At 70.2% G+C, this 22,545-nt stretch carries 22 protein-coding genes; 8 read left to right on the plus strand and 14 right to left on the minus strand.

Annotated features, from left to right (window positions below; genetic code table 11):
- Positions 1-25 precede the first annotated feature (25 nt).
- On the minus strand, positions 26-1,582 hold the full coding sequence (locus tag P4R38_RS10110; protein ID WP_277192034.1) for a caspase, EACC1-associated type: 1,557 nt from the start codon (positions 1,580-1,582) through the stop codon (positions 26-28).
- Positions 1,579-1,962, minus strand: coding sequence for an effector-associated constant component EACC1 (locus P4R38_RS10115; RefSeq protein ID WP_277192035.1), 384 nt, complete (start codon positions 1,960-1,962; stop codon positions 1,579-1,581). Before P4R38_RS10115 ends, P4R38_RS10110 begins: the two co-directional genes overlap by 4 nt.
- 159 nt (positions 1,963-2,121) lie before the next feature.
- On the opposite strand from P4R38_RS10115, the gene P4R38_RS10120 reads away from it, so the two are divergent.
- On the plus strand, positions 2,122-4,335 hold the full coding sequence (locus P4R38_RS10120; protein ID WP_277192036.1) for a helicase-associated domain-containing protein: 2,214 nt from the start codon (positions 2,122-2,124) through the stop codon (positions 4,333-4,335).
- A gap of 174 nt (positions 4,336-4,509) precedes the next feature.
- Here the strand turns inward: P4R38_RS10120 and P4R38_RS10125 are convergent, their stop codons facing one another.
- Positions 4,510-6,462, minus strand: coding sequence for a M13 family metallopeptidase (locus tag P4R38_RS10125; RefSeq protein WP_277192037.1), 1,953 nt, complete (start codon positions 6,460-6,462; stop codon positions 4,510-4,512).
- 45 nt (positions 6,463-6,507) lie between these two features.
- On the opposite strand from P4R38_RS10125, the gene P4R38_RS10130 reads away from it, so the two are divergent.
- A complete protein-coding gene (locus P4R38_RS10130) occupies positions 6,508-7,962 on the plus strand; it encodes a hypothetical protein (protein ID WP_277192038.1) in 1,455 nt (484 codons plus the stop codon).
- Positions 7,963-8,117: 155 nt separating this feature from the next.
- Here the strand turns inward: P4R38_RS10130 and P4R38_RS10135 are convergent, their stop codons facing one another.
- Both P4R38_RS10135 and P4R38_RS10140 read right to left on the minus strand, forming a co-directional pair.
- Complete coding sequence (locus P4R38_RS10135; protein WP_277192039.1) at positions 8,118-9,140, minus strand: ParA family protein; 1,023 nt, start codon at positions 9,138-9,140, stop codon at positions 8,118-8,120.
- 143 nt (positions 9,141-9,283) lie between these two features.
- The gene (locus P4R38_RS10140; RefSeq protein ID WP_277192040.1) at positions 9,284-10,216 is read right to left on the minus strand and encodes a hydroxymethylglutaryl-CoA lyase; all 933 of its coding nucleotides are present in this window, start codon (positions 10,214-10,216) and stop codon (positions 9,284-9,286) included.
- A gap of 180 nt (positions 10,217-10,396) precedes the next feature.
- Here P4R38_RS10140 and P4R38_RS10145 point away from each other — a divergent pair, with 180 nt between their 5' ends.
- From P4R38_RS10145 to P4R38_RS10160, 4 genes are all read left to right on the plus strand, one after another.
- Entirely contained in the window at positions 10,397-11,170 is a 774-nt protein-coding gene (locus tag P4R38_RS10145; RefSeq protein ID WP_275237544.1) for a DUF3800 domain-containing protein, read from the plus strand.
- A 247-nt stretch (positions 11,171-11,417) separates the two neighbouring features.
- Positions 11,418-13,061, plus strand: a complete 1,644-nt coding sequence (locus P4R38_RS10150; protein ID WP_277192041.1) for a DNA repair helicase XPB — start codon at positions 11,418-11,420, stop codon at positions 13,059-13,061.
- A gap of 136 nt (positions 13,062-13,197) precedes the next feature.
- Positions 13,198-13,413 carry a ribbon-helix-helix domain-containing protein gene (locus tag P4R38_RS10155; protein ID WP_277192042.1) on the plus strand — a complete coding sequence of 72 codons (216 nt, stop codon included), beginning with the start codon at positions 13,198-13,200 and terminating at the stop codon, positions 13,411-13,413.
- Entirely contained in the window at positions 13,410-13,760 is a 351-nt protein-coding gene (locus P4R38_RS10160; protein WP_277192043.1) for a type II toxin-antitoxin system PemK/MazF family toxin, read from the plus strand. The genes P4R38_RS10155 and P4R38_RS10160 overlap by 4 nt, the downstream gene beginning before the upstream one ends.
- A gap of 460 nt (positions 13,761-14,220) precedes the next feature.
- Here P4R38_RS10160 and P4R38_RS10165 read toward each other — a convergent pair whose 3' ends face one another.
- Together P4R38_RS10165 and P4R38_RS10170 are read right to left on the minus strand one after the other, a co-directional pair.
- Entirely contained in the window at positions 14,221-15,231 is a 1,011-nt protein-coding gene (locus P4R38_RS10165; RefSeq protein WP_277192044.1) for a hypothetical protein, read from the minus strand.
- 145 nt (positions 15,232-15,376) lie between these two features.
- Positions 15,377-16,894, minus strand: a complete 1,518-nt coding sequence (locus P4R38_RS10170; RefSeq protein ID WP_409201252.1) for an NCS2 family permease — start codon at positions 16,892-16,894, stop codon at positions 15,377-15,379.
- Between the two features lie 51 nt (positions 16,895-16,945).
- On the opposite strand from P4R38_RS10170, the gene P4R38_RS10175 reads away from it, so the two are divergent.
- Positions 16,946-17,194, plus strand: coding sequence for a DUF2530 domain-containing protein (locus P4R38_RS10175; RefSeq protein ID WP_275237534.1), 249 nt, complete (start codon positions 16,946-16,948; stop codon positions 17,192-17,194).
- Between the two features lie 5 nt (positions 17,195-17,199).
- On the opposite strand, the gene P4R38_RS10180 is transcribed toward P4R38_RS10175, so the two are convergent.
- The 3 genes from P4R38_RS10180 to P4R38_RS10190 are packed head-to-tail and all read right to left on the minus strand — an operon-like array spanning position 17,200 to position 18,589.
- Positions 17,200-17,451 (minus strand): hypothetical protein, encoded by a 252-nt coding sequence (locus tag P4R38_RS10180; RefSeq protein ID WP_275237533.1) that lies wholly within the window; start codon positions 17,449-17,451, stop codon positions 17,200-17,202.
- The gene (locus tag P4R38_RS10185) at positions 17,451-18,203 is read right to left on the minus strand and encodes a DUF3027 domain-containing protein (RefSeq protein ID WP_275237532.1); all 753 of its coding nucleotides are present in this window, start codon (positions 18,201-18,203) and stop codon (positions 17,451-17,453) included. The genes P4R38_RS10180 and P4R38_RS10185 overlap by 1 nt, the downstream gene beginning before the upstream one ends.
- A gap of 2 nt (positions 18,204-18,205) precedes the next feature.
- Positions 18,206-18,589, minus strand: a complete 384-nt coding sequence (locus tag P4R38_RS10190) for a cold-shock protein (RefSeq protein ID WP_275237531.1) — start codon at positions 18,587-18,589, stop codon at positions 18,206-18,208.
- A 169-nt stretch (positions 18,590-18,758) separates the two neighbouring features.
- On the opposite strand from P4R38_RS10190, the gene P4R38_RS10195 reads away from it, so the two are divergent.
- Positions 18,759-19,613 carry a metallophosphoesterase gene (locus P4R38_RS10195; protein ID WP_277192045.1) on the plus strand — a complete coding sequence of 285 codons (855 nt, stop codon included), beginning with the start codon at positions 18,759-18,761 and terminating at the stop codon, positions 19,611-19,613.
- Here the strand turns inward: P4R38_RS10195 and P4R38_RS10200 are convergent.
- The 4 genes from P4R38_RS10200 to P4R38_RS10215 are packed head-to-tail and all read right to left on the minus strand — an operon-like array spanning position 19,569 to position 22,496.
- Complete coding sequence (locus tag P4R38_RS10200; RefSeq protein ID WP_275237529.1) at positions 19,569-20,171, minus strand: HAD family hydrolase; 603 nt, start codon at positions 20,169-20,171, stop codon at positions 19,569-19,571. The genes P4R38_RS10195 and P4R38_RS10200 overlap by 45 nt on opposite strands.
- Positions 20,168-20,926 (minus strand): hypothetical protein, encoded by a 759-nt coding sequence (locus P4R38_RS10205; RefSeq protein ID WP_277192046.1) that lies wholly within the window; start codon positions 20,924-20,926, stop codon positions 20,168-20,170. The genes P4R38_RS10200 and P4R38_RS10205 overlap by 4 nt, the downstream gene beginning before the upstream one ends.
- An 11-nt stretch (positions 20,927-20,937) precedes the next feature.
- Positions 20,938-21,552 (minus strand): histidine phosphatase family protein, encoded by a 615-nt coding sequence (locus tag P4R38_RS10210; RefSeq protein WP_275237527.1) that lies wholly within the window; start codon positions 21,550-21,552, stop codon positions 20,938-20,940.
- 29 nt (positions 21,553-21,581) lie between these two features.
- Positions 21,582-22,496 (minus strand): helix-turn-helix transcriptional regulator, encoded by a 915-nt coding sequence (locus tag P4R38_RS10215; RefSeq protein ID WP_277192047.1) that lies wholly within the window; start codon positions 22,494-22,496, stop codon positions 21,582-21,584.
- Positions 22,497-22,545 lie beyond the last annotated feature (49 nt).

The following is a 22,545-nucleotide window of genomic DNA, read 5'->3' on the forward strand; positions in this document are numbered from 1 at the left end:
TGGTGACCATGACGGGCCGGGCGGCTCAGGTGGTGTCGGTGGTCGCGAGCGCGATGATCGTCACGACGGCGACCGCTACGCCGAACCAGCCGATGATGGTCGCCGCCTTCGCCAGGCCGGCTCCCGGTCGTCCCGCGCGGATGTCCTTCCGGGCTCCGGCGGCAAGGATCAGGGCGGTCACGCTCCCCACTCCGAGAGTCCAGTAGAAGGTCGTGATGCTGATGATCAGCGCCCAGACGGCCTTCTTGCTCGTCCGCGGTACAGCGGCCGGTGTCGGCTGCTGCGGTACGCCACCCGTACCCCACGTCGATGCCGGCGCCCCCACGAAGCCCTGAGCGCCGGGCGGCGGGCCGACGTTGTGCTGAACCGGCCCGGACGGTGGGTTGCTGCTCGGTTCTGGCGCGTGGTGCGCCGACGGCAGCCGGGCGGACTTCGCGCGCACCTGCGGCGCGGACGCTCCCTCGTCTCGCCGCTCGACCGGATCGCGGGGCCGGTCGTCGATGCGGACGGTGCCGGTGGCGGCGCGGACGTACACCTCGACGCGCAGGACCTGGGTGGTCCGCGAGGCGCGGTCGCGCACCAGGATCTTCCCGCGGTTGGCGCCGAGCCGCGGTCTCATGGTGACCGTGAGCCGGTCCCCGGCGAGGTCGGCCGAGAGCCAGCCGGAGTCGTAGTCCAGCTCCAGGTCCAGGTCTGCGTCGGTGAGCGGCTGGATCCGGACCACCTCGGGCTCCAGCACCTCGTTGTCGCGCACCTCGCGCAGCGCGATCAGCTGCTCGGTCAGCGCGAACGTCGCGTCCCTGGAGTAGTGGCCCTGCTGCGAGGTCCGGACCCGCTCGGTCCCGGTGTCGCGCGCGTACGCGATCGCGGGCGGCTTCACCCTCGTCCGGGCCAGCGAGACGTCGTCCCCGTCACCGTCGAAGATCGAGTGCGGCACCCGCTGCGGCCCCATCTGCTCCTTGACGTAGGCGAAGATCTCGCGCAGGTCGATCTTGCCGTCGTCGTCGACGTCCGGCGCCGCACCGCGCAGGCCCTCGACCAGGTGCTCCGTGAACGGGCTCGTGCCCGCGGGTGTGCGTGCCGCGTCCGCCAGCGCCTGGCCGGTCGAGCTGGTGATGACGAAACGGCCGGCACCACCGAGCGCCGGCCGCAACGGACCGGACTTGAACATGCCGCTCTTGCAGCAGTCCAGGACGATGACGGTCCGCCTCGACGCAGCGCTGCGCAGGTAGCCGTTGAGCTCGTGCCGGCTCAGTGCACTGTGGAAGAGCTTCTGGGAGTGGGTGTCCGTCGTGGCCAGGTAGAACTCGTCCTCGACGTCCAGGATCCCGTGCCCGCTGTAGTAGAAGAGCAGCAGGTCTTCCTTGGCCATCTCCGAGCAGAACTCATCGAGCACCCTGCGGAAGGAGTCCTTCGACAGGTTGTACTCCAGCCGTACGTCCGCGTCGTCGAACATGCCGGTCTCGGTGTCGGTCAGCGCCCCGTGCAGGCGTGCGACGTCCTTCTGCGGTCCGAACAAGGTGTCCAGGTCGGGATCGAGGTCGAACTGGCTGTTGCCGACCAGCAGTGCGCGGTAGGTCATGACGAGGCCACCTGCTTCGCGATGCTCTCGACGACCGGCGTCAGCGTGTCGTCGGACGCGTTGTCGGCGGTGGCGTGGAAGCGGCGCTCCTGCCCCTGCGCGTCGGTCCAGACCAGGTCGACCGTTCGCGTCCGGTCCCGGGCGAGGAACATCCGCACGATCTCCACGGTCGCGGTGATGGCGCCGGAGGTCCCGAGCGCGACGATCGTCTCGTCCAGCAACCCCTTGGTCCCTGGTGGCCCCGGGCTCGGCGGGGCCAGCCCCACCTGCGAGGCGAGCTCGGTGCGCAGGCCGGCGACCTGCCCGTACCAGCGCTCGTCGTCCTCGTCGTAGCGGTTGCTGCCCGGCACGATCGTCAGCTGGATCGGTGTCGGCTCCATGACGGACCCCCTGTCCTGTCGAGCCAGGATCGGTGCTCTGAGAAGAGGCGGGGACCTAGGCCCGTGATACGTCGACGGTACGCCGATGCGTCACCCGGCGAGGCCCGCCCGTCCGGCCGGCACCCGTGCTCACCTGCAGCAACGGCATAGGCTGAACGGGTGTCCGAGCCCGCCCGCAGCTACGCCGACGACATCCGCGCGCGCACCGACATCGAGCTGCAGGGCCTCGTCCGCATCCGCCCCGACCTCGCCCGGCCGGCTCCGGTGGACGTCTCGGCCCTCGCCGCCCGCGCCGCGACCCGACCGAGCACGCAGCGGGCGCTGGAGCAGCTGGACGCCCGCCTGCTGAGGGTGCTCGAGGCCGTTCTCGTGGCCGGGCGTTCCGGGCCGGAGGCGGCGGCCCTGCTGGCCACCGACGAGCCCGACCTGCAGCCGGCGCTGCAGGACCTGTGGCACCGCGGATTGTTGTGGCTGTCGCCGGAAGGGCTGCGGCCGGCCCGCGCGATCGGTGAGGTCCTGAGCCACCCGGCCCACCTGGGCCCGCCCGCCGCCGAGCTCGGCGTCCGGCCGCCGGCGGACGTCGCGGCTGCGGTGGGCGACCTCGGCGAGGCCGCCGCCAGGGTCGTGGACCGGCTGCGCTGGACCGCCCCTCGGGCGACGTTCAACGGTCCGGCGCTGACCGCGGCGCGCGACGAGCTGATCCGCGCCGGCCTCATGGTCCGCGTAGACGACACCGACGGCCTCCTTCCCCGCGAGGTCCAGCTCGTTCTGCGCGGAGGACGCCTGTACGAGCACGGTCTGGAGTCGCCCGCCACCGCGCCGCCCACCCGGCCGCAGGACGAGATCGACGCCGCGGCCGGTGCCGAGGTGCTCGAGCTGCTCTGGCGTGTCGAGGAGCTCGCGCGGTCCTGGGAGTCTGCTCCCCCACGCGTCCTGCGGTCCGGCGGCCTGTCGGTCCGCGACCACCGCCTCGCCACGCAGACGATGGAGACCGACGCCGAGCAGTCCGCGTTCCTGGTCGAGATGGCCGCCGCGTCCGGGCTGATCGCGCATGACGGCGCCCTGGACCCGGTCTGGGCGCCCACGTCGGCGTACGACGACTGGTCGACGCGGCCGCCGGCCGACCGGTGGGCGCTGCTCGCGCAGACCTGGTGGCAGACCGCGCGCGCACCGTCGATCGTGTCCACCGGCAGCGCGGGTACGAGCGTCAACGTCCTCAGCGACCTGGTCACCTGGCCGCTCATGCGCGGTCGTCGGCACGACGTCGTCCGCGTCCTCGCCGACCTGCCCGAAGGGTCCGCTCCGGAGATCCACGACGTCGACGCGCACCTGCGGTGGCGGCGCCCGTTGCGGCTGCCGGAGGGGTCGCCCACCCGGGCGGAGGTCGTGCTGCGCGAGGCGGCCTGGCTCGGGGTCACCGGTCGCGGCGCGCTGTCGTCCGCCGGGCGCGCCCTCGTGGACGGGGACGACGTCGCCGCCGCCATGGCCAAGCACCTGCCGACGCCGATCGACCACGTCCTGCTGCAGGCCGATCTCACCGCGATCGCACCTGGGCCGCTGGAGGACGACCTCGACCGGTTCATGCGGCTGGCAGCGGACGTCGAGTCACGAGGTGGCGCAACGGTTTTCCGGTTCACGGCGGCGAGTGTTCGGCGGGCGCTGGACGCGGGACTGTCGGCCGCGGACGTCCTGGCCCGCGTACGAGCCGCGAGCCGGACGCCGGTCCCCCAGCCGTTGGAGTACCTCATCGGCGACGTCGCGCGCCGGCACGGGCAGGCGCGGGTCGGATCGGTCGGCTCGTACGTCCGCAGCGACGACGAGACCGCCCTGTCCACGATGCTGGCCGACCCCCGGCTCGCCCCCTTGCAGCTGCGGCGGATAGCCCCGACCGTGCTGGTGTCGCCGGTCTCCGCCGGGACGACCCTGGACCTGCTGCGCGACCACGACCACACGCCGGTCGCGGAGACGTCCGACGGCGGTCTGGTCCTCGCGCCGCGCGACGCCCATCGCTCCCCGTCGCGACGTTCCGGCACGCCACCTGTGGCGGTCGAGCAGGTCGACGAGGCCGCCGCCTCGGCACTGGTCACGGCGTTGCGCCGACGGGAGGCGAGCGAGGCGGAGCGGCTGCTCACGCAGTCGGGCCCGCGCATCCCGGAGACCGACCCGGGCGAGACCGTGAGTGTGCTGCAGGACGCGGCTGCCGAGCAGGTGGCCGTCTGGATCGGCTACGTCGACGAGACCGGCGCGACCCGGCGGGCGCTCTTCCGGCCCGAGCGGGTCGACGGCGGACGCGCGGTGGGCACGACCGACGGCTCACCGGCCCGCCGCACCTTCGCCATCCACCGCATCACCGGCGTCGCCCCCGCCCGCTGACGCCCGCCATCCTCCGGCGCTCGCCACCCCTCCGGCAAAACCTGGCCGCCGGCACATGCATGGCTGTGCCGAGCACCACCTTTTGCCGCGGGGCGTCCTGCGAAGGTCGTCTGTCCGGCCCCGCATGGAGGGCCGGACAGACGATCTCCGCGCCGTTCTGCGCGGCAAGGGAGGTCAGAAGATGCGGACCTGCTCGGCCTCCGGAAGGTGCATCCCGTCGCCCTCGGTCACGCCGAACGCCTCGTGGAACTCGGGCAGGTTCCGGGCGACGTTGGCGCGCACGTCGGTCGGGCTGTGCGGGTCGACGGTGAGGAGCCGCTTGGCCTCGGCCTCCCGGGCCTTGCCGCACCACACCTGCGCCCAGCCCAGGAAGAACCGCTGGTCGCCGGTGAACCCGTCCAGCTCCGGGGCCGGCGTGGTCTCCTGCGCGATGCGGTACGCCTTGTACCCGATGGTGAGTCCGCCGAGGTCGCCGATGTTCTCCCCGACGGTCAGGCTGCCGTTGACCTTGTTGCCCGGTGCGTCCAGCGGCTCCAGCTGGTCGAACTGGTCGATCAGCTTCTTCGCGAGCGCGTCGAACGCCGTGCGGTCGTCCTCGGTCCACCAGTCGGTGAGGCTGCCGTCGCCGTCGTACCGCGAGCCCTGGTCGTCGAAGCCGTGGCCGACCTCGTGGCCGATGACCGCGCCGATGCCGCCATAGTTGACGGCGTCGTCGGCGTCCACGTCGAAGAACGGCGGCTGCAGGATCGCAGCGGGGAAGACGATCTCGTTCATGACCGGCATGTAGTACGCGTTGACCGTCTGCGGCGTCATGAACCACTCCTTCTCGTCGACCGGCTCACCGACCCGGCGCAGCATCCGGTCGACCTCCCACGCGGACGCGCGGGAGACGTTGCCCACGAGGTCGTCGGCACGGATCTCGATGGCGGAGTAGTCCTTCCACTCCTCCGGGTAGCCGATCTTCGGGGTGAACTTCGACAGCTTGTCCAGGGCGCGACCCCGCGTCTCCGAGCCCATCCAGGGCAGGTCGCCCTCGAAGTCGCGGCGGAACGCCTCGAGCAGGTTCGCGACCAGCTCGACCATCCGCTCCTTCGCGTGCGGCGGGAAGTGCTTCTCGACGTACAGCTGGCCGGCCGCCTCCCCGATCAGCGACTCGACGAGGTCGACGCCGCGCTTCCACCGCTCCTTCAGCTGCGGGATGCCCGACAGGGTGCGGCCGTTGAAGTCGAAGTCCTCCTCGACCATCGCGCCGGTGAGGTACGACGCACGGTCCGACACGAGCCGCCAGGTCAGCCAGGCACGCCACGCCTCGATCGGCTCGTCGCGCAGCGCCTCCGCGAATCCCGTGAGGTACGAGGGCTGCTCGACGTTCGCGGGGTCGAGCACCTTGGCGTCGGCGCCGACCCCTTCCAACCAGGCGTCCCACTCGACGCCGGGCGTGAGCTCCTCGAGCTCGGCCCGCGACATCTTGTTGTACGTCTTGACCGCGTCGCGCGACTTCACCCGGTCCCAGTGCGACTTGGCCAGGCGGGTCTCCAGCGCCATCACGGTCTGAGCGAGCCCGGCGTCGAGACCGGCGAGACCGAGCAGCCGGCCCATGTGCGCGACGTACTGCTCCCGGACCTCGGCGTGCTGGTCCTCGCGGTAGTACGACTCGTCGGGCAGACCGATGCCGTCCTGCAGGACGTACAGCACGTTGCGCTGGGGGTCCTTGGCGTCAGCGATCGAGTAAAACCCGACGAAGCCGGACACGCCCGTGCGCTGGAGCTCGCCCACCACGCGCAGCACGTCGGCCGGCGTACCGACGGCCTCGATCCGGGACAGGTCGTCGGCGAGCGGGTCGGTGCCGAGCTGCTCGGCGCGCGCCTCGTCCATGAACGAGGTGTAGAGGTCGCCGACCTTGCGACGCGGGGTGCCGGCCTCGGCGTCGGACGCGGCCGCCTCCTGGATCAGCTCGCGCATCGCGGCCTCGGACGCCTCGCGCAGCCGGTCGAACGAGCCGTACCGCGCGCGGTCGGAGGGGATGTCGGTCTGCTGGCGCCAGCTGCCGTTGACGAAGCCGAACAGGTCGTCCTGCGGACGGACCGAGCGGTCGAAGTTGTCGAGAGTGAGTCCGGAGGAGGTCATGCCTCACCGTATGACGCCGGCCACATCCGCCTACAGTCATCCCCCGTGACGAGCCTGACCGGAGTGGTCTCCGAGCTGCTGATCCTCGGGGTGACGCTGCTGGGCGCCGTCGCGCTGCCGGCGATGACGCGGTGGCGGGCGCGGCTGCGGCGGCCGGTCGCCCTGCCGGTCAGGGTGCGGCCGCCGGACGGTGCGGGGTCGCGGCGCCGCTCCGGCCACGGCGGCACGGTCCGAGCCCAGCAGGCCCGTCTGCTGCTGGACGGTGACCGCGCCCGGGTGGTGGGGTCCCGCCTGCACCTGCTCCTGCCGGTGAGCCTGTGGGATCGCGCCGAGGTCCGCCGCACCGTCGTCGCCGAGCCGCAGGTCGGCCGGCTGACCCAGGTCCGGTTGCTGGACCGGGACCGGCGCCCCTGGCTGGTGGCGGTCCCGGTCGGCTGGCGGGCCGCGATGACCGTGCGGCGCGCCCGCGGGATGTGGCCGTGGACGCGCTGGCGCCTCGCCGGCCCGCGCTGGACCGGCCTGGTCGTGGGCATGCTCGTCGCGATCGCCGTGCCCTTCCACGTGGTGTGGTGGACCGGGCACGACGAGCAGGCCACCGTCGTCCGGGTCATCGACGACCGCACCCAGCTGCGCTGCCTGGTGCGTTGGACCGACGAGCACGGCGGCCACTCCAGCATCGACGACTGCGAGGTGGGTCTGGTCCGTCCGGGTGACGCCCTGGAGGTACGCGCGCTCGCCTGGCCGTGGCGCGGCCGCACGATGTCCGACCAGACCATCGCCGGCGTGAGCGTGGTGACCCTCGTCCCGGCGGCGTTGCTGTCCGTCGTGGGCCGGACCGTCGGCTGGTTCCGGCTGCGCCGCCGGCCGGTCGCCCTCGTCGACGGCGGACCACCGCCCGAGCCGGTACCACCGCTGGACGACCCGTCCGCCGCGTCCCTCACCGACCTGTGGCTGCGGTGCGCCGAGACCGAGGGCTGGTACGACGACGCCGAGACGGATCCGCCCGACCTGCGACGTCGTACGGCCCGGGTCGCCCTGGTCACGCCGTGGTGGCTGCTCGGCCTGCCGCTCGTCGTCATCGGGCTGGTGGGGCTGCCGTCCGCGTGGCCGGTGCTGGTCGCGGGGCTGCTGGTGTGGGGCGCCGGCGCCGTCGCGGCGGTGCGCTCGCTCCTCGGCGTCCGGGCCGGGCTGGCATCGGTGGACGCCCGACCCTGGTCGTACCTCGTGCTGCGCACCCTGCGCGACTCCTGGGTCGCCTTGCTCATGACGGACGGCAAGCCGGTCTGGTCGGTCGACCTCGGCCCGGACGCGCACCCACCGGTGGCCGGCACCTGCCGAGTCCGCGGGACGCTGCGTCGCGGCGGCCGCGTCGTGCTGGACGTCGACGAGCGGACCTGGCTGCCGATCGGGCGGCTCCGGCGGGTCGACGCCGCGGAGGAGGCTGAGCTGCGCGAGTCACTGGTCGTACGTGTTCTCCGTCGCGCTCGCTCCAAGATGTGACGCCCAGGCCGGTTGTTCAACCCGGCTGGGCATGGCACCTAGGCGATTAGGAGGGGACCGAGGGTGCTCGCGTTGCATAAGATGAACGAGCGACCCTGCGAACCGCAGCAGCGGCTGCCCTGGCCTTTGTCTGAGCGGCCTGGCCCGCCCCTCGTTCAGAGTTCGTCGACGAGTTGCTGGATCGAGTCTACGCAGTTCTGCAGGTACTCTCCCTTCACACGCACTCGCTTGCCCATCACGTCCATCCGGCCAGGCTTCTGTGCGTAGAACGGGCAGCCACGCGCGAAGGAAACAACGCCAGCCGTCTGGAAATCACGAATCTCGACCATCACATCGGCGGTTTCTTTAGCCGAGAACATCTCGGGATAAGCTGCGATGAGCGTCTTGACATCCGCATCGATAGAGCGCAGCACGGCTGTATACGCGGATGCCGAGACTACGTATTGCGTCAAGCGATTCTTCGCGATTACATGCACCTTCGGGAGCGCCCGCCCCTCGGCCTGAAGCTTGGTCGCGAACGCGTACTGCGTGTAGATGGCGGATGGCAACTTGAGCCCGTAGATGAGAGAGAAAGCGTTCTGAATTGCGCGGCGCGAGGAGTCGTCCGCCATGACAGGCAAGACCAGCCGATCCGCGCTCGCGAGGGCGATCTGCGTGTACATCGAAAATGATGGATTGGCATCGATGAAGATCGTGTCGTACTCCTCGCCCAGGGACTCGATGAGATCTCGAAGCCAGTCGACCACCTTGATCCATGGCGACGTGCCGGGAATCTGGTTATTCGCCAGCGTAGACACCGCGTTGCTCTGGAGCTCCAGGATTGGATCGCCCGCGATGATATCGATGTTTTCCGGAATTGCGGTGTTGTATTCCGCCGGAGTGGCGATGTACGCATGCGGATCGATTTGGGGAGCCGTGTACGGGTTCGGCATTCGCAACTCGAAATACCCACCAATGGTGCGCCGGGTAGGTTCATTCTGGCGGGCCAACAGCACGTCGCTGCCCTGCCCCGTCAGCCCACCGAACAGAAGCTCAGAGAGGTTGGCCTGGGGACAGACATCGATGGCGAGGACCCGCTCGTCGGGGCGCTGGTTCGCGTAGAACGTAAGAGCCTGAAAGCACAGACTCGTCTTACCCGTACCACCCTTGTTGTTCCAGAACGCGTAGGTCTTTGGCAAGAGGTCCTCCTCGGTGGGCTACTTGATACCAAGATAGCGTACCAAGTGGACGCCCGGCCAGTACCGGATCGCCAACTGCCGCTCGGCCAGCGCGCCGGTGACCGCCGAATCGACCGCGAGCCGAGCCGTCAGAGCGCTGCTGCTCACCTCCCGGCGATAGCCCTCATGACGCGGGAGGGCGACGGGCGGCCCAGCTGCTCGGCCATCCAGACGCTGGTCTCGACCAGGGCGTCCAGGTCGACGCCGGTCTCGATGCCGAGCCCGCGGCAGGCCCACACGAGGTCCTCGGTGGCCAGGTTGCCGGTCGCGCTCTTGGCGTACGGGCAGCCCCCCAGACCGCCGGTCGAGGCGTCGACCACGGTGATGCCCTCCCGCAGCGCGGTGATCGTGTTGGAGAGCGCCTGGCCGTACGTGTCATGAAAGTGGACGCCGATCCGGTCGGTGCCGATTCCCTTGTCCTGCAACGCATCCAGCAGCCGGACGACGTGGCCCGGCGTGCCGACGCCGATCGTGTCGCCGATGCTCAGCTGGTCGCAGCCGAGGTCCATCAACCTGCGGCTCACGTCGACCACCTGCTCGACGGGGACCTCGCCCTCCCACGGGTCGCCGAAGCACATCGACACGTACGCCCGCACCCACAGGCCGGCGTCCTTGGCGCGCTTCACCACGGGGGTGAACATCGCGACCGACTCCTCGACCGTGCGGTTGAGGTTGCGCTGGGCGAACGTCTCGGTGGCCGACCCGAAGATCGCGATCGCGCCGACGCCGGCGGCGAGCGCGTTGTCCAGGCCGCGCTCGTTCGGGACGAGGACCGGCCGGCGCGGGCCGGTGCCGACCTCGCCGAGGCCGGCGAGCAGGTCCTGGGCGTCCGCCAGCTGCGGGATCCACGACGGCGGGACGAACGACGTCGTCTCGACGGTCTCCAGGCCGGCAGCGACCAGGCGGCGGACGAACTCGTCCTTCACCGGGGTCGGCACGACGGCCTTCTCGTTCTGCAGGCCGTCGCGCGGGCCCACCTCGTAGATCGTGATGCGGTCGGGCAGTCCGTCCATCGACACCGTTGTCGGCAAGCTCATGCCGTCCATGGTCGCACCGCGGACTGAGTCCGGATCCGGGAGGCACTGGAATCCCCTCGCAGCCCTCGGCAGTGCATACAGTGCGGGCTACCGCATTGACGTACTGCCAAGGGGGGCTCCGGTGCGCATGAGTGGACCACGTCACGCAGCTGCGCCGCCATCGAGGTGCGGCCGACGGACGTGGGCACCGTGATCGATCGTCCGAAGGTCCACGTCTACGTCGATGAAACCGGTGACCGCGGCGGGTCCCGGGAGTCGAGCCCCATTTTTGGGATGGCCGCCATTGTCGTGGACGAGGCCGCGGCCGTTGCCGCTCGCGAGGCCGTCCGGCTGCTCCGCTCGGACTTCAAGGTCCCTGACTCATCGGTGATGTCGTGGAAACGTCACGTCAAGACTCACGACCGGAGACGGCGGGCGGCCAGTGTCCTGGCGCATGTCGACGGCTTGCGCGTCTGCTACGTCTACGCGCTCAAGTCTCAGCTCAGGAGCGGGTCGTACCGCGACGATCCGCAGCGCTTCTACAACTACCTGGCGTTCAAGACCTACAAGAACAGCCTCTGGGCTGCCCGCAACATGAAGGGACCCGAGGCGCGTGTGTGGACGCGTTTCGGTCACGTCCGAGGACATGACCACCGCACCACGGAGGCGTACATCCGACACCAGGCGAGCCTGGATCCGAAGGTCCCGTTCGATATGGAACAGGGCCTGCGCTGGGTGTCGGCGGACGTGTATCTCGAGAGTCAGGCAGCCGACCTGTTCGGTGGATTCCTCAAGGCGGCGCTGTGGCCCGAAGGAGAGTTCGGGTACGTCGAGCCGTCATACCTGCTCACGGTATGGGCGAGAATCAAGAACTCGGAGTCGTGCGCGATCCCACTCGGGCTCATGTCGATGCCGCGCAACAGCATCGTCGCGCAGAACACATGGTTCCCCTGCGGACACTGCGACAAGAAGTAGGCGGGTCGCCTCGTGCTTCCGGGGGCCGATCCACTGAAGGAGGGCGGTGGCAGCACCGCTGGCAATCCCCGGCAAGCGCGAGGCGACCCGCGAGACACCAGAGTAGCGCCACGTCACCGCGCTGACGAATGCTTCCGCCCTACCGCGCCCGTGGCTAGTGGTTGCGGCAGCAGGCCGCGGACGCTCGGTCGGAACAGATGCCGGGGCGGCGCCGTTGTGCTGAATTGGCGTCGAACGAGGAGTGTGCATGCCGGACGGACCCCTGATCGTGCAGAGCGACAAGACCGTGCTGCTGGAGGTCGATCACCCGCAGGCCGAGGAGGCCCGCCGGGCGATCGCGTCGTTCGCCGAGCTGGAGCGGGCGCCGGAGCATGTGCACACCTACCGCGTCACGCCGCTCGGCCTGTGGAACGCCCGCGCGGCCGGGCACGACGCCGAGCAGGTCGTCGACGCGCTCATCCGCTTCTCCCGCTACCCCGTCCCGAACGCGCTGCTGGTCGACGTCGCCGAGACGATGGCCCGGTACGGCCGCCTGCGCCTGGAGAAGGACGGCGACCGGCTGACCCTGGTCACCACCGACAAGCCGGTGCTGGAGGAGATCCTGCGGCACAAGAAGATCCAGCCGCTCGTCGGCGACCGCCTGGACGAGCACACCGTGATCGTGCACAACTCCGACCGCGGCGCGATCAAGCAGCAGCTCATCAAGGTCGGCTGGCCGGCCGAGGACCTGGCCGGGTACGTCGACGGCGAGGCCCACGCGATCGGGCTGGAACAGGACGGCTGGTCCCTGCGGCCCTACCAGCAGCAGGCGGTCGACGGGTTCTGGCACGGCGGCTCCGGCGTCGTCGTCCTGCCCTGCGGCGCCGGCAAGACGCTGGTCGGCGCGGGCGCCATGGCGCAGGCGAGTGCGACCACGCTGATCCTGGTCACCAACACCGTCAGCGCCCGGCAGTGGCGTGACGAGCTGCTGCGCCGGACGACGCTGACCGAGGAGGAGATCGGCGAGTACTCCGGCGCGCGCAAGGAGATCCGCCCGGTCACCATCGCGACGTACCAGGTCCTCACGCACAAGCGGAAGGGCGTCCACCCCCACCTGGAGCTGCTGGACGCGCGCGACTGGGGCCTCATCGTGTACGACGAGGTGCACCTGCTGCCCGCGCCCATTTTCCGGATGACCGCCGACCTGCAGGCCCGCCGCCGGCTCGGCCTCACCGCGACGCTCGTACGCGAGGACGGCCGCGAGTCCGACGTCTTCAGCCTGATCGGGCCCAAGCGGTACGACGCACCGTGGAAGGACATCGAGGCGCAGGGCTACATCGCGCCGGCCGACTGCGTCGAGGTCCGCGTGACGCTCTCGGAGTCGGACCGGATGGCGTACGCGACGACCGAGCCCGAGGAGCGGTACCGGTTCGCCTCCTCCGCGACCGTGAAGGACCCGGTCGTGGAGCAGCTGGTCGAGCGGCACCGCGGTGAGCCGACCCTGGTCATCGGCCAGTACCTCGACCAGCTCGAGACCCTCGCGAACCGCCTCGACGCCGACCTCATCACCGGCGAGACGACCGTCGCCGTCCGGCAGAAGCTGTTCCAGCAGTTCCGCGACGGCGAGATCAGCACGCTGGTGGTCTCCAAGGTCGCGAACTTCTCCATCGACCTGCCCGAGGCATCGGTCGCGATCCAGGTGTCGGGCACGTTCGGCTCCCGCCAGGAGGAGGCCCAGCGCCTCGGCCGGGTGCTGCGGCCCAAGGGCGACGGACGGACGGCGCACTTCTACACGGTGGTCGCCCGCGACACGGTGGACGCCGACTTCGCCGCCCACCGGCAGCGTTTCCTCGCCGAGCAGGGATACGCGTACCGCATCGTCGACGCCGACGACCTTCCCACTCTCGCCTGACACCGGTCCTGACGCAGGCCCGCACGAGAGTGGCCCACATCCGCGACGAGCGGCCCATCAGCTGATGGGCCGCTCGTGCTGGATCGGGGCCACTCTGAAGGTATGGCTGGTGGTACTACTCGGGTAGCATCATGGTATGAAGCTGAGCGTGAGCCTGCCCGATGACGAGGTCGAGTTCCTCGACGCGGTGGCGCGCGCGCACTCCGAGTCCCGCTCGGCCGTTCTGCTGCGCGCGGTGCGGCTCCTGCGCGCTCGTGAGCTCGAGGACTCCTACGCCGAGGCCTTCAGCGAGTGGCACGACTCCGGCGAGGGCGCGTCGTGGCATGTCACCGCGCAGGACGGCCTTCGGTGATCCTGCGCGGTGACATCTGGCTTGCCGATCTCGACCCCAGGCGCGGCGCGGAGGCCGACAAGCATCGTCCCGTGGTGATCGTCAGCAACGACGGCGCGAATGCCGCCGCAGCGAGGCTCGACCACGGCGTGGTCACGGTCGTGCCGGTGACCTCGAGGCCCGGCCGCGTCCTGCCGTTCCAAGTTTTGCTGGCGCCGCCCGACTCGGGGCTCGACCTGGAGTCGAAGGCGCAGGCGGAGCAGGTCCGTTCGATCGACGTCGTACGGCTCACCCGCCGGCTCGGCCGGCTGTCGCCCTCCGCCGCGTGGCAGCTCGACGAGGCGCTGCGACTGCACCTCGCACTCTGACTCCCCCTCAGGCCGCGCCGAGAGGTACACCTATGAGGCGAGTACGAGTGGGCCTTTTGGCGCGATGTGAGCCTGTCGGGGAGAAGCCAGCAGGCAAACGGTGAGCGGTTCGGCTACGAAACGCCGAAGACCTGCTTGATCGGGTCGGTGGCGAATAGATAACGAACGGCGGCGAGATCAGCCACATCAGCGCCTAGATCCGCGCAACCTTGCCGCGCACCACCTTTACATAAGGTACGCGATGAACCCGGCCGCGATTGATCGAGTAGCTGAACGGCATCAGCACGATCCTGCGACCCGTTGGGCCGACCGCCAGGACCGTTCGAATGAGCTGCTGACCTGCTCGGCCCGCTGTAGCCGCAGGTGTGAGGACGTGAGGCGGCTACAGCGGCGGTTGCCCGCTCCGAAGGTCACCGATGGTATCCCGAGGCCTGCTGGTTCAGAAACTCTCGGCCCGGGTCTACTCCGGCGTCGTTGAGGCCGGTCCGCCATTGTTCGCCAACTGTGAGTGCACCTCCACCCACCGCGTGCCCATCCATTTCCTAAATGCGCTCTCGTCCATGAGGCCCGGCATCGTGCGATACGCGGCCAGATCCGCACCGTCGACTGGCCCATCGCTATCGGGTTCTCGCATTATGGCCTTCCCGGTAATTATCGGTATTGCGGCCTCGGCGGCGCGAGCGCCAACTTCGCGCGCACATTCAAATGCCTCGTCGAGATACGCTCCGAAATGGTTGATATGGACCACATCGAAGAAGCCTGCCTGCACAAATGGTCCACGTCCAAGTCCGGGGCTAGAAATTTCAGATTGAACTACACGGACCCAAGCTGGATATTCCAGCTTGGGTGAGCCAGATTCATTCTGCCTGACTGCGACCAGCGGCGCTCGGACAACCGCGACTGGCAACACAGTTCGAATATCATAAAACAAATGGTGGGGCGCCGGCGCGGTCTCTTTCTCGAAGTGTGCCACGGCCTTCCTGAGCGGCAATGAAATTCCACGAAAGACATCCTCGCCAGATATCTCTAACCTGCTCCCTTTACGCTCTAAGCGTGCCATAGTGAGCGCATAAACCGGCGCCCTCGCCAAGGCTACTTCATAGATTCCCAGGTAGTCCCTGTAGGACATCGCCACCGGCGTGGCATCCTCGCCTCCAAGAAAGATTGATACCGCATCGTGCGGAAAACCCGCGACCCTCGGCGCTTCGCAATATACAGAATCTCGAGTAAAGAAGATATACGGGAATGTGGATTGTTTGCATTCAATCAACAGATCGAGACTTGCCCTAAGGTACCCAGAAGCCCTGCTTGGCGCTCCTGCCATTGCTCGGTTCGCGTCGCGATTAGTCAGGTCACATGAAACAAGTGCGTCCAGTTGTCTGACCTGACCAGAATCTCGATCAACGTACGACCATTCCTCCTGAATTTGGAGGCCATGTTCGCGTATATTCTGTGCGCTCTGGCGGAGCACTTCGACAGTCTCCCACTGGAGGGGGTACCCCGACTTCTCTACCGCGGCGAGAACGTCTGCCTCTGTAAGGCCGTCGCCCAGTGGGTGCGCGTCGCCTGAAGACGTTGCCATACGGCCCGTTCTACCCCGCTGACGCCAGTCCCGTCTACGAGACGCCGAAGATCTGCTTGATCGGATCGATCGCGAAGTAGACGACGAACATCGCGGCGATCAGCCACATCAGCGGGTGGATCTGGCCGACCTTCCCGCGCACGATCTTGACGATCACGAACGCGATGAACCCGGCGCCGATGCCGGCGGTGATCGAGTAGCTGAACGGCATCAGCACGATCGTCAGGAATGCCGGCAGCGCGATCTCGATGTCGTCCCAGTCGATGTCCTTGGCCTGCTGCATCATCAGGAACCCGACGATCACCAGCGCGGGCGTGGCGGCCTCGTAGGGCACCACGTCGACCAGCGGCGCGAGGAACGTCGCGAGCAGGAACAGCACGCCGGTCACGATCGACGCCAGGCCCGTACGCGCGCCGTCACCGACACCCGAGGCGGACTCGATGTAGGAGGTGTTGCTGCTGACCGAGGCGGCGCCACCGGCCGCGGCGGCGACCGAGTCGACGATCAGGATGCGCTGGCTGTTCGGGGGGTTGCCGTCCTCGTCGAGCAGGTCGCCCTCGGCGCCGACCGCGACCATCGTGCCCATCGTGTCGAAGAAGTCGGCGAGCAGCAGCGTGAAGATCGTCAGCAGCGCCGCGACCGTGCCGAGCGAGGAGAACGACCCCAGCAGCGAGAAGTCACCGAGCAGGTCGAAGTGCGGGGTGGCGACGACCTCGTCGGGCAGCTTGGGGACGTTCAGGCCCCAGCCGTTCGGGTTGACCACCTTCCCGGTGGCGTCGGCCTGGCCGCCGATGTCGGCGATCGCCTCGATGATGATCGCCAGCACCGTCGCGCCGAGGATCCCGTACAGGATGGCGCCCTTCACCTTGCGGACGAGCAGGACGACCATCGCGATGAGGCCGAGGCAGAAGACCAGGATCGGCCAGCCGGCCAGGTTGCCGCCGACGCCGAGCTCCAGCGGGGTGGCCGGCGCCTTGCGGACGAAGCCCGCGTCCACCAGCGCGATGAGCGTCAGGAACAGGCCGATGCCGATCGTGATCGCCGTCTTCAGCTGCGCCGGGATCGCGTGGAACACCGCCTTGCGGAAGCCGGTCAGCACCAGGACCAGGATGATCAGGCCCTCCAGCACGACCAGACCCATCGCGTCCGCCCAGGTCACCTTCGGCTGCGCGGCGATGCTGAACGCGACGAACGCGTTCAGGCCGAGGCCGGTCGCGAGCGCCAGCGGGTAGTTCGCGAACGCGCCCATCAGGATCGTCACCAGACCGGCGACCAGCGCCGTGCAGGCCGCCACGACCGGGAGGTTCGGGGCCGACCCGCCGCCGAGGAACTCACCGGTGCCGTCCTTGACCGTCCCGATGATCAGCGGGTTGAGCACCACGATGTACGCCATCGTGAAGAACGTGACGACCCCGCCGCGGACCTCACGCGTCATCGTCGAGCCGCGCTCGGTGATCCGGAAGTAGCGGTCCAAGCCACTCGGCTCGTGGTCGGTGGTCGCCTCCGGTCCGGACTCGGTCGGCGGCGTACTGGGCGTGCTCGGCGTGCTCATGCGCGCAGACTAGGGGACGAGGCCCCTCCGGCACGCCCTTACGCTGGTCGTGTGACGCATCAGGCTGTCCCCGCCCACTACGACCCCGACCACCCGACGCCGCTGCCGTTCGACACGCTGCGCGTCGTCGAGATCGGTCTGGCGGTCTGGGCGGTCGTCCTGGTGGTGCTCCTGGCGGTGCCGACGCTGCACCAGGGCAGCCGCGACTGGTGGCCCTGGGTGCCTGTCGCCGCGCTGGCTCTCGGCTCGCTCGGCTGGGCGTACCTGCGCCGCGGACGCGGCAACGCCGCCGACGCCTGAGCCGCTCAGGTGGTGGTGTCCTCGCCCTCGTCCTCGCGGATGGTGCGACGCACCTCGCGACCGTCCTCGTCGACGTCGAGGATCTCGGTCATCGTCGTCCGCCGCAGCCGCCGGCCGTAGTAGTTGATGGCGACGATCGCGATGCCGGCCACCATCAAGATCACGCCGGCGGTCTGGATGTCGAAGATCTTCGCGTCCGCCTTGACGGCGAAGGCGAGGATCGCGCCGAAGACGATCAGACCGATGCCGGCGCCCATCACGGCACCACGTCGACGGCGAAGTCGTCCAGCACCGGCGGGTCGACGTGCTCCGGCTTGGGCGGGTCGATGTCGACCTCGGAGTGCGCGCCGCACCCGTGGTCGAGCGAGACGACCGTGCCGTCCGAGGGCGACCAGGCGTTCGCGCAGACGCCGAAGACCTGCCGCAGCGCACCGGCCATCGGGACGAAGAAACCGCAGGACGAGCAGGCGGCCGGCGCCTTCTCCGCCACCTCGGCGGTGGGGCCGTGCTCGCCGTCGTACCAGCGCTGAGCCGCGGCGTCGCGACCCTCCGCCGTGAGCACCCGCGGGCGGCCGAGGCCCAGCTCGAAGAAGGCGGTCTCGTCGACGTCCTCGTCACCGGTCGCCTCGAACCCCGCCTCCAGGAACGGGTCGTCGGAGACGTACGGCGTGACGTCGCCCGCGCCGATGTCGCCGGGGGCGAGCCGCTCGGCGTACGGCAGCCAGTCCGGCGAGAGCAGCGCGTCCTCACCGGGCAGCAGGTTGGTCTCGCTGACCGTGGCGTACTTCTGCCGGGCGGCGCGCGCGACGGTGATCGCCCAGACCCAGCCCGGGTAGGCGCTGCTGGTGCACGCGAAGTAGTGGGTCGCGAGGCGCTCGCCGTCCATCGTGACGCGTACGTGGTCGCCGACCGCGCCGCGAGCGGCGATCGACTCGGCCGCCTCACGGGCGAGACCGGTCGCCTCGACCAGGACCTTGTCCGCCCTGATGCTGTCCTTGGCCCTGGCCATCGTCAGACCTCGAGGTCGTCGGCGACCGCGCGCAGCACGGCCGCGACCTTGGCCGCCTGGCCCTTGTCGGGGTAACGGCCCCTGCGTAGGGACGTCGACACGCCGTCCAGCAGCTTGATGACGTCCTCGACGATGACGCTCATGTCGTCGGCGGGCTTGCGGTGGCGAGCGGCCAGCGACGGCGCCGGGTCGAGCACCCGGACGCTGAGCGCCTGCGCGCCACGCCGGCCCTCGGCGACGCTGTACTCGACGCGGGTGCCGCCCTTGAGGGTCGTCACGCCGGAGGGGAGGGAGCCGGCGGGCAGGAACACGTCCTGGCCGTCGTCACCGGAGACGAAGCCGAACCCCTTGTCGGCATCGAAGAACTTCACCTTGCCGGATGGCACTGTCCACCTACTCGATCGTCGCACTTGAGCTCTCGGGCTGCCGGGCCCTCGTGCCTGCCGCGGGGGCGGCGGGGCGCTCGACAACCATCCAAGGCTAGCCGGTCGCCCCGCGCCGCCGAAATCCAAAACACCAGGTGAACGCCACCGTCCTGCGCTCTAGCATCGACCGATGCCCCTCCCCGAGCCCCCCACCACGTACGTCGTCGGCGACATCCACGGACACCGGGACCAGCTGCGCGCCGCCCTGCAGGAGGCCGGTCTGGTGGACGACGCGGGCGACTGGGCGGGCCGAGACGTCGCCCTGTGGTTCCTCGGCGACTTCGTGGACCGAGGCCCGGACGGCGTCGGCGTCATCGACGACGTGATGCGGCTCGGCGCCCAGGCGTCGCAGAGTGCGGGCTCGGTCGACTCGGTGCTGGGCAACCACGAGGTGCTGCTGCTCGGGTTCCACCGGTTCGGCGACGCCGCCGACGCCGCGGGTCTGCACAGCTTCGGGCTCAGCTGGCTGCGCAACGGCGGCCGGCGCAGCGACCAGGAGCGTCTCACCGACGCCCACCTGGAGTGGTTGACCACCCGCCCGGCGATGGTGCACGCCGCCGATCACCTGCTGATGCACTCCGACACCACGCACTACCTGGAGTGGGGCGGCTCGGTCGAGGAGATCAATGCGACCGTGACCGGCCGGCTGACCGCGGCCGAGCCGGACCTGGAGGAGTGGTTCGACCTGTGGCGCAACCTCACCTCGCGCGGCAGCTTTCGGCACGACGACGGCCCGCAGCAGGCGGCCGCCCTGCTGGACACCCTGGGCGGCGAGCGGATCGTCCACGGCCACACGATCATCGCCGAGTGGCTGGGCGTCCCCGCGCAGCAGGTGACCGGCCCGGTCCTCTACGCCGGGGACCGCGTCCTCGGGATCGACGCCGGCCTGTTCGCCGGTGGCCCGTGCCTGGTCGTCCCCCTGCCGTACGAGGCGTCAGCCTCAGAGCTGGGCCAGCACCTCGCCGAGCCCCGCGACGACCACTGACGCGCCGGCCTCCCGCAACGCCTGCTCGTCGTGCGGGCCGGTCGTGACGCCGATGCCGGGGACGCCGGCCGCGCGTGCCGCCCGCATGTCGCCGGTGTGGTCGCCGACGTACGTGGTGGCGCCGTGCTCGCGCAGCGCGCTCGCCTTCCCCTCGGCGAAGAGGTCGCCCGCGACCGCGTCCGGGCGCAGGCCCACGTGCTCGAGGACCGCGTGGATGGCGGGCTCGACCTTCGCGCTCACCACGACGACGCGTCCGCCGCGCTCGCGGATGGCGTCGAGCAGCTCGGCCGCACCCGGCATCGCCGTCGTCACCGGCACGGCGTCGACCAGGTAGGACGACCGGTAGTCGGCCATCGCCGCCTCGACCCGGTCGTCGGGGAGGAAGAGCGCCAGGTTGTCGCGCAGCGGCGCACCGATCAGGGGTGCCAGCTGCTCATCGGAGGCCGAGCCACCGTGCAGCTCCAGCGCGTGATGCATGCACGCGACGATCCCGGCCCGGGAGTCCACGAGGGTCATGTCGAGGTCGAACCCGACGACGGGAGGATGCGGCTCGGTCACGACCGAGGACGATACGGGTCCTGCGGTGGGGGCTCGTCGGAGGCCGGCGGCTGCGGCTCGGAGGGCGGCTGCTGGCGGTAGCCCTGCTGCTGGCCGTACGGCGGCTGCTGGCCGTCGCCCTGCTGCTGCCCGTAGCCCGCCTGGCCGTAGGGCTGCTGCCCGTACGGGACGCCCGCGTACCCCGGGGCGTACGCCTGCCGCTTGCTGGAGCTGAGCTTGACGATGCCCCAGATGAACAGGCCCAGGCCGGTCACCCCGATCACGAAAGGGATCACGAACGCCGCGAGCACGGCGCCCCCGAGCTTCTTGGCGAGGTCGCCCGCGAAACCGCTGTCGAGCACCAGCACCCGCTGGTCGCCGCACGAGACCGCGTAGGAGCCGGCGGCCCCCGCCGTGAGCTCGTAGCTCTGCTGCCACCGCTCGCCGCCGTTGGTCACGGAGGTGCCGGTGGAGGCCTGCAGGTTCGCCGGCTGACCGTCCGGGCCGGTGGCCGAGCACGTGACCGCAGGGGTGTCCGTCCCGTTGGAGTCGGCGCCGTCGCCGGCCGAGGTGGTGCCCTGGAACACGAAAAGGGTGACCTTCTCCCCCGCCTTGAGCGAGACCGCCTGACCCGGGTCGAGGCGCTGGGCGTTGTCGACCGCGTCCACCGTCCACCGCACGCCCAGCCACAGTGCGAGGACGAACACCAGTGGGGCGAGCAGGAACGCCATCACCGCACCGATCACCGTGCGCTTCAGACCTTGTCGGCGTCTCATCGTCGCCCCTCTCATACCGTCGACTTGTCCATGCTGCCGGGCCACGAGACCACTCGCCAGCGCTCGCGGGAGACCTCGACCTCGGCCGGTACGCAGTTCGGCAGGAACCGGGCAGCGGCCAGGTCGTCCCGGACGTTCTCCGACAGCCGCGGGATGACCATGGACATCACCCCGCCGTGGCTGAAGACCAGCACCGTCTCCCCTGGGTGGTCATCCGCGATGCGGTCCAGCGCCTCGCGCATCCGCTCGAGGACCTGCACGCCGCTCTCCCCGCCGGGCATCGTCGCGTCCAGGTCGCCGGCCACCCAGGCGTCGAACACCTGCTGCGCGCGCGGGTCCCCGTACGGCACGCCCTCGAGGTCGCCGACGGCGTACTCCTGCAGGCCGTCGACCGCCCGCGCGGGCACCGCGAGGACCGATGCCGCGACCGCGCCCGTCTGCACGGCCCGCTCCATCCGGCTGGTGCACACCGCGGTGATGCCCCGCTCCCCCAGCGCCGCGGCCAGTCCGGTGGCCTGCGCCCGACCGGTCTCGGTGAGCCACCCGCCGTCGTCGGTCAGGACGCCGTGCACGGGGTACTCGGCGTCGCCGTGGCGCGCCACGAGCAGCCGGGTCGGCGTGGTCACGACCACACCCTACGAGAGCCGAGACGCGATCAGGCGCTCGCCGCCCGCTGCCGGCGGTGCGTGGCGATGTGCGCCCGGACGCGGGTGAGCCGCTGCTCCTCCGGCATGGTCATCAGACGCTCCAGCAGGTCCTGCGCCTCGGCGCCGCTCGGGGTGAACACCTGGACCCACGCCCCGGCCGGCGCGGGCACGCTCATGCTGGTCATCGTCAGGTCGATGTCGCCGACCGCCGGGTGCCGCACCGTCCGGACGCGGACGGGCGGGGTGGCGACGTCGTTGCGCTCCCACATCAGCGCGAACTCCGGGCTTGCGGCGCCCAGCCGCTCGATGAAGTCGCTCCACTGCGGGTCGCCGACGTGCGCGCCGTACGCCGACCGCAGGTACGCGACCATCCGGCCGACCTCCTCCGCCCGGGTCACGAAGGGGTTGCAGCAGTCCGGCAGCGTGAAGATCTTCCACAGCACGTTGACCGGCGAGCCGTCGGAGCTCTCCTCGCACCGGGGGAACAGCCGGTCGTACGCGGCGTTCCGGGCGAGCAGGTCGTACTTGCCGCTGAGCACGGCCGCCGGCAGCGGGTCCAGCTGGTCCAGGATCGTCTGGAGAGCGGCGGGCAGCGTGCCGTCCACCTCCGGGCTCGGCACGGTCGGGACGCCCGCGAGCCGGTAGAGGTGGGCGCGCTCGGCGACGTCGAGGGCCAGGGTGCGCGCCACGGCGTCGAGCACCTGGACGCTGACGTTGATGGCCCGCCCCTGCTCCAGCCAGGTGTACCAGGTGATCCCGATGCCGGAGAGCTGGGCGACCTCCTCGCGCCGCAGCCCCGGCGTCCGCCGTCGCGTCCCGGCCGGCAGGCCCATCGACTCCGGACTGATGCGCGCGCGGCGTGACTTAAGGAACGCGGCCAGCTCGGCGCGGCGCTCGGCTCTGATCGCTCGCTCGTCGCTCATGGGACCATCCTGGCGGCCGGCGCCGACGTGATCCAGGTGGTGGTGGTAC

Origin of the sequence: Luteipulveratus flavus, assembly GCF_029439465.1 — a bacterium.
GTDB lineage: Bacteria > Actinomycetota > Actinomycetes > Actinomycetales > Dermatophilaceae > Luteipulveratus > Luteipulveratus flavus.

Coding starts and splice junctions, on each gene's coding strand:
- P4R38_RS10180 (WP_275237533.1), bottom strand. CDS start 17,451: ATGGGCGCCGGCATCGGTCTGATCGTCTTCGGCGCGATCCTCGCCTTC.
- P4R38_RS10155 (WP_277192042.1), top strand. CDS start 13,198: ATGAAGCTGAGCGTGAGCCTGCCCGATGACGAGGTCGAGTTCCTCGAC.
- P4R38_RS10125 (WP_277192037.1), bottom strand. CDS start 6,462: ATGACCTCCTCCGGACTCACTCTCGACAACTTCGACCGCTCGGTCCGT.
- P4R38_RS10185 (WP_275237532.1), bottom strand. CDS start 18,203: ATGGCCAGGGCCAAGGACAGCATCAGGGCGGACAAGGTCCTGGTCGAG.
- P4R38_RS10150 (WP_277192041.1), top strand. CDS start 11,418: ATGCCGGACGGACCCCTGATCGTGCAGAGCGACAAGACCGTGCTGCTG.
- P4R38_RS10170 (WP_409201252.1), bottom strand. CDS start 16,894: ATGAGCACGCCGAGCACGCCCAGTACGCCGCCGACCGAGTCCGGACCG.
- P4R38_RS10140 (WP_277192040.1), bottom strand. CDS start 10,216: ATGAGCTTGCCGACAACGGTGTCGATGGACGGACTGCCCGACCGCATC.
- P4R38_RS10195 (WP_277192045.1), top strand. CDS start 18,759: ATGCCCCTCCCCGAGCCCCCCACCACGTACGTCGTCGGCGACATCCAC.
- P4R38_RS10115 (WP_277192035.1), bottom strand. CDS start 1,962: ATGGAGCCGACACCGATCCAGCTGACGATCGTGCCGGGCAGCAACCGC.
- P4R38_RS10110 (WP_277192034.1), bottom strand. CDS start 1,582: ATGACCTACCGCGCACTGCTGGTCGGCAACAGCCAGTTCGACCTCGAT.
- P4R38_RS10215 (WP_277192047.1), bottom strand. CDS start 22,496: ATGAGCGACGAGCGAGCGATCAGAGCCGAGCGCCGCGCCGAGCTGGCC.
- P4R38_RS10205 (WP_277192046.1), bottom strand. CDS start 20,926: ATGAGACGCCGACAAGGTCTGAAGCGCACGGTGATCGGTGCGGTGATG.